Annotated in this window: 1 protein-coding gene; it reads left to right on the forward strand. The window is 58.8% G+C overall.

What is annotated here, in order from left to right; all coding sequences use genetic code 11:
• Positions 1-10: 10 nt before the first annotated feature.
• Positions 11-6784, forward strand: coding sequence for a beta-ketoacyl synthase N-terminal-like domain-containing protein (locus GC101_RS15940; RefSeq protein ID WP_171718031.1), 6774 nt, complete (start codon positions 11-13; stop codon positions 6782-6784).
• Positions 6785-6816: the final 32 nt, after the last annotated feature.

Genomic DNA, 6816 nt, shown 5'->3' on the forward strand with positions numbered 1-6816 from the left:
AGGATCATGAATGAAGCAGCAGCTGGTCTTTAATCAAAATAATCCGATGATTCGGCATCATCAGGTCTGCGGACAATCGCTTCTGCCAGGCCAGGCCTATATCGATATACTGTATCAAATCTTCCGGAAGTACAAATACCGGTTCAACGAGCTTGAACTGCGGAATCTGTCCATCCATCAGCCATTGACCGCCAGGCCCGAAGAGGATATTGTGCTCACCATCCAGGTGACGGAAACCGCAGAAGGCCGCTGGGCGGTACGCTTCGGGGGCCGGAGCAGGCTCAGCGGAATATACTCCGGTGAAGAAATCTTATATGCAGTGGCAGAAATGCACCGGATCGGACCGGTACTGTTCGATGAACAGCTCTATCCGGACGAATACAAGTCGGCCCCGGCACGTTCCCGGGATCTGGGCAGGATGTACGAGGAGTGGACGCAGCGCGGCGTCTTGCATACCGGTTTCATGAAAGCTGCGGGAACGTTATGGGCAACAGACGAAGCCTATATCATGGAAACTGCTGTCAGCGAGGAGGCGCTCCTGACGGCGGACAAATTTATGTTCCATCCCGTACTCCTGGACGGAAGCGGGGCCGGGATTCTCGGAGGCTTGTTCTCGGGTGGATTACAGACCGGGAAAGGTCTGCTGCTGCCGTTATTTTACGAATCGTTCCGCGCTTCAGGACTGCTGCAGACCGGCTGTTCCGCCAAGGTACTCTCCTCGTCCGTCCAACAAAGGGGAGAGCTGCTGTCGATGACGATCAGTTATTACGATAAGCAAGGGAGTAAAGTAGCTGAGCTGACGAACTTCACAATGAAGCTGATCCGCCAAGACAATACAGGAGCGGACATTATTATCGGGGATTCTCGCCCGGACGGACAACAGCAGCAGAGCCATGCGGCGGGGGCTGCGGCAGCGCTGAAGCTCGTGCGGAAGCTTCTGGCGGAACAGCTGCAGAAGACGGAAGAGGAGCTGAATCCCCACGCCGGCTATTACGAGCTGGGTCTGGATTCGGCAGGCCTGCTTGCCATTGCGAATGCCATCGAAAATGAGATCGGAGACGCTGTGCCGCCAACGCTGCTGTTCGAGCATACGACGGCCGTGCAGCTGGCCGACTATTTGGCATCGGCCTATTCCGGACGTTTTGGCAGGAAGGATACGTACGGGAAGGAGGCGTACGAGAAGGAAACGTACGTGAAGGATTCGTATGGGAACATCCCGTCCTTCAGGTCCGCCGGCGAGCCGCAAGGCCGGGAACAAGCGGCAGCGAACGCCCTGCCGTCGCCAGATGCCGGTGCAGACGGCGACATTGCAATTATCGGGATGGCCGGAAGGTATCCTGACGCGGACGGGCTAGCCGCCTTTTGGGACAATTTGAAGTCGGGCAAGGATAGTATCCGCCAGGTTCCGTCCACCCGCTGGCAATGGGAAAGCTATAAGGATATTGTTTCGCCTTCGGGCAAGCCGGTGTCCCGCTGGGGCGGCTTCATCGACGATCCGGATTGCTTTGACCCGCAATTTTTCCGGATCTCCCCAAGGGAAGCGGAGACGATGGACCCTCAGGAACGGTTGTTTTTAACGGTCTGTTGGGAAACGATTGAGGATGCGGGGTATACACCGGGTACGCTCGTTCAACCACGGGGCCGCCATAAGCGGCAGCCGGTCGGTGTATTTGCCGGCGTGATGCATAAGGACTATGCGATGCTTGGAGCGGAAGAGGCGGCGAAGGGCAATCGGTTTCCTTTGTCGCTCAATTATGCGCCGATTGCTAACCGGGTCTCTTATTTTTGCAATTTCCACGGTCCCAGCATGACCATCGATACAGTATGCTCCTCTTCACTGACGGCGGTTCATCTGGCGGCCGAGAGCATCCGGCACGGCGAATGCGAGGTTGCATTGGCAGGGGGCGTGAATCTGTCCCTGCATCCGAACAAATACGTCTCCTACGGCCTGATGGATATGCATGCCAGCGACGGCCGGTGCCGTACATTCGGCGAGGGCGGGGACGGCTACGTGTCCAGTGAAGGCGTCGGCGCCGTGCTGCTCAAGCCTCTTCGGAAGGCGGTCCGGGATGGCGACTCTATTTATGCTGTTATTAAAGGAACCGTTATCAATCACGTAGGTACGGTCAGCGGAATTACGGTGCCCAGTCCGGTCGGCCAGGCTGAATTGATCAGCGAATGCCTGGACAAAACGGGCATCGACGCGCGGACTATCTCTTATATCGAGGCGCATGGAACGGGGACGTCACTAGGCGATCCGATTGAAATGCAAGGGCTTGTCAAGGCGTTCAGGGATTACACATCCGACACCGGGTTTTGCTCAATCGGTTCGGTCAAATCCAATATCGGACATGCGGAATCGGCAGCCGGCATCGGCGGGCTGCACAAAGTGATTTTACAGCTGTACCACGAGAAGCTGGTGCCCTCACTCCATGCGGAGGAGCCGAATCCGTACATTGATTTTGCCGGCTCACCTTTTTATATTCAGCGGACATTGAAGCATTGGGAGCGGCCGAAGGCCGTTATCGGCGGCAAGGAGACGGTCTTCCCGCGGCGTGCTGGTATCAGCTCGTTCGGGGCAACCGGATCGAATGCCCATATCATCCTTGAAGAATACATGCCGGAACCGGACATGGTGAAGCCTCTAAACGCAGCAGGCCTTGAACCGGGAGAACGGCTATACCTGATACCGTTGTCAGCCAAAAATAAGGAGCGTCTGCAAGCTTACGCCGCCAAGCTGGCTGCTTTTCTGCAAGCCTCCTTGACTGAACAGAAGGCGGCAGCAGTCGGGAAGCGGCATGGCGCCGCTATTCTGGAAACGGCTGAGCACCGGATATGCAGCATCGTCTCGGACATCATTCAGATGAAGGACGGAATCATCGATGCGGAGCAGGACTGGTCCGAATACGGACTGGAGCCGGTACATTTCATCCAGCTTCACGATAAATTAAAGACTGCCTTCGGCATAGAACTCGGCAGCGAGACGATCCTGGCGCTTCGTTCGGCTGCCGCCGTGGCGAAACGGATTGCCGAAGGGACGGCGGGTATAGAAGAGGAAGATGCTTCACCCGCCGTTGAAAAGTCCGGAGGTTCAGGCCGGCTGGATGCAGAGAACCTTGAAGCTATAGCCTATACACTGCAAGTGGGACGCGAACCGATGAACGATCGCGTGATTTGCGTTGCCCGCAGCAGCCGGGAGCTGATCCTTCAGCTCGAACAAATTGCGCAGGGGAAAGAGAATATCACGTCGGTGTTCCGGGGGACGGTCAAGCCAAGCGGCGAGCTGGCTTCCGTATTCCGGGCGGATGAAGATTTCGGCGAGCTGCTGCAGCGGTGGCTGAGCAAAGGACAGCTGGAAAAAATCGCGCAGCTATGGGTAAACGGCGTCGGTATTGACTGGAAACAGTTGTATGGGAGCAATGCTCCGAAACGGCTCAGCTTGCCGTCTTATCCGTTCGCGAAGGAACGGTACTGGCTGCCTTCAATGGCTGCTCCAGACGATCATGCAGTTGGACAACAGGGATGGCCTCCTATGTCTGCCCGCCGTGATGGCGGGGCTATACCGGTCGAGCGGAGCATGAGGTTGCTGCAAAAGCAGTGGGAGCCGTGTCCGCCGCCGGCATCTATCTGCAGCCTGTCCGGAGCTGTGGCTATTCTCACGACGGAGGAGACAAGACCGCTTGCTCTCCGGCTTGCCCGGCAGTTGCCAGCTGCCCGGATACTGGGCTCCGAAGAGCTTCGCTCCGAGCTGGATGAGCATGTCTACTCATACGTCGTCGACTTGACCGGCTGTGGGGAAGAACGGACCAACGAGCCGGATGGCTGGATTCCCTGGCTTCAGCGGCTGATAGAGCGAGGGACGCGTGACGGCATGATGCTTCTGGGCGTGACCACGGGGCTGGAAGCAACGCAGGGGCAGAAGCAGGGCCCGGTCAATCTGGCCGGGGCTATGCAGGCCGGCTTATACCGGATGCTGCAAAGTGAATACAGCCACCTGCGTTCGCGCCACGTCGACTTCGCGCCGGATTGCGGCGGGCACGTTATGGCGGAGACGATTGCGGCTGAGCTGCTGACAGACAGCGAAGATGCCGAGGTGCGCTATCTAGAAGGGATGCGGTACCGCGCCTGTCTGGCGGAGCTGCCTATGGACAGCGGAGAAGAGGCGCCCGGCCCGTTTCCGGAGGGGCAAACGCTATGGATTACAGGAGGCACCCGCGGCATTGGGGCCTTATGCGCGAAGCATTTTGTCAGAAGCCGGGGTGTACGCAGGCTGGTGCTGACGGGACGCGAAGCCATTCCGCCCCGCGAACAGTGGGATGACTATACGGCGGACGAGGCCAGCCCGACCGGGCAGAAAATACGGATGGTCCGCGAACTGGAGTTGCTCGGGGCTCAGGTGAAGGTACTGGCCCTTGATTTGACCGACGAGGCGGCCGTACGCCGCTGCTTAAGCGAGGTGAAGGCGGCGTGGGGCGGGATCGGCGGCGTGCTTCATTGCGCTGGGCTGGGTAATTTGGACACACCGGCATTTATCCGCAAATCAGGCGGCAGGATGGAAGAGGTGTGGGCACCGAAAGTGAAGGGCCTTAATGTCTTATACCGCTGCATGAGAGAGGAGCCCCTGCAGTTTTTTGTGCTGTTCTCGTCGGTGTCAGCGATCATGCCGACACTGGCAGCGGGGCAGAGCGATTATGCGATGGCTAATGCGTATATGGATTACGCCGCACAGGCATGGAGCGGGGAATGCCCGGTGATCAGCATCCAGTGGCCGAGCTGGAAGGAGACGGGCCTTGGCGAGGTTAAGAGCCGTGCTTATGAACAGACGGGAATGCTTGCGCATACGGATGCCGAGGGCTTACTGATGCTGGACCGTATTTTGTCCGGCGGCCAGGGACCGGTTGTGCTGCCGGCCGTGGTCGATCCCCGGCGCTGGAAGCCGGCGAGGCTGCTGCTGCGCAGCCTGCGTGAGCTGGGGGATGCCCGGATTGAGGCAAGGAAGCCTGCGCCGCAAGAAGAGCGGGACGCAGAGAATGTGCTGCCGGCGGTACGGTCATTCGTAACGGGCGTGTTCGCGAAAGAGCTGAAGCTTGACCCGCTGCGGCTTGATCCCGACCTGCCTTTTGCCGAATATGGCGTGGATTCCATTATGCTGGCGCAGGTGCTGCGAATCATTAAGCAGGGGGTCGGCACTGAGCTGGACCCGTCAATCCTGTATGAACACCCGAGCATCCGTTCCTTATCGGCGTGGCTTGCAGACAATCACGGTGATTCGTTCGCTGCTCACAGCAGGGAAGCGATGGAGCTGCCGGGCCAAGGGGACAGCCGCCTGTTTCAACCGGCTGCCGCTTTGAAGCAGCCGCCGGTACCGTTATCAGGACCGCTGCCGCAGACTGCTGCCACAGGCCGAGTGATAGATTCGGGCACGGATGCGCCGAATATCGCGGTCATCGGCTTGTCCTGCCGCTTTCCCGGAGCGGAGACGCTGGACGACTACTGGCGCCTGCTGTCAGAGGGAAGCTCCGCCATCCGCCTTGTTCCGGCGGGGCGCTGGCCGGGGCCGGAGCTATATTATGCCGGTCTGCTCGGCCGGCCGCAGGCGATGCCGGCTTCTGTATTCCGTTTATCGAATGAAGATGCGCAAGCGATGGACCCGCAGGCACTGCTGCTGCTCGAAGAAAGCCTCAAGGCATGGCATCATGCAGGCTATACGCCGGAGGAGATCAAAGAGCGTTCAGTAGGCGTATACATCGGTGCGCGCAGCAAGCATGATCCTGATGAAGCAAGTCTGCTTCAAGCCCGGAATCCGATTCTGGCGGTCGGGTCGAATTATTTGGCCGCCAACATTTCGCAGTATTTCGATCTCCACGGCCCGAGTCTCGTCCTGGATACCGCCTGCTCTTCGGCGCTTGTCGGCCTCAATCTGGCGGTCCAGGCCTTGCGCAGCGGAGAAATCGAATGTGCGCTTGTCGGCGGAGTCAGCCTGCTGACCTCCAGTAAGATACACCGGCTGTTTCAGCAGCGGGGCATCTTAAGCCCGGAGCCGAACTTTCACGTGTTTGACAGCCGCGCGCAGGGCGTGGTGTTGTCGGAAGGAGTGGGAGTCGTGCTGCTCAAGCCTGTAGAGCAGGCGGTTAAGGACGGGGACCGGATCTACGCAGTCATTAAAGGAACTGCCGTGAACAATGACGGGAGGACGGCAGGTCCTGCCGTGCCGAACCTGCAGGCACAGAAGGAAGTGATGCGCCAGGCGCTGGCCAGAAGCGGTAAACGGCCGGAGGAGATCGGTTACATTGAGGCGAACGGCTCCGGATCAGTAGTGACCGATCTGCTGGAGCTGAAGGCAATTCAGGCCGTGTACCGCAAGGACGGCGGAGTGCCGCTTGGCATCGGGTCGGTCAAGCCGAATATCGGTCATCCTTTATGTGCAGAAGGGATCGCCGGATTGATCAAGGTGGTGCTGATGCTGAATCATGGAGAGCAAGTTCCGTATTTGTCCGGCCAAAGGCCGATGAAGCACTTTGATATCGAAGCGTCACCTTTCTATTTCAGCAGGGATTGCGCCGAATGGCCGGGCCGCAGAACCGCTGCGCTGAACAGTTTTGCAGACGGAGGCACGAACGCGCATGTCATCATGGAGAGCTGGGAGGAGCTGCGCGCGCCGAATGCTGTCCGCCGTCCGCTTCCATTGCCGGAGGAGGCCATTGAACAGCCTGCCGGCACAGGCGCGGTTAAGCCGAACTGGTGGCTGAAGCAGACCAAAGCGGCTGATGAGATTCGAGGATGAGCAGAGAGATTAAGACTGGAGGGTTAAGCGGG

Source organism: Paenibacillus phytohabitans, from assembly GCF_013141775.1.
GTDB lineage: Bacteria > Bacillota > Bacilli > Paenibacillales > Paenibacillaceae > Paenibacillus_AQ > Paenibacillus_AQ phytohabitans.

Bases quoted from the DNA above. Each gene is read 5' to 3' on its own strand.
- GC101_RS15940 (WP_171718031.1), top strand. From the start codon at position 11: ATGAAGCAGCAGCTGGTCTTTAATCAAAATAATCCGATGATTCGGCAT.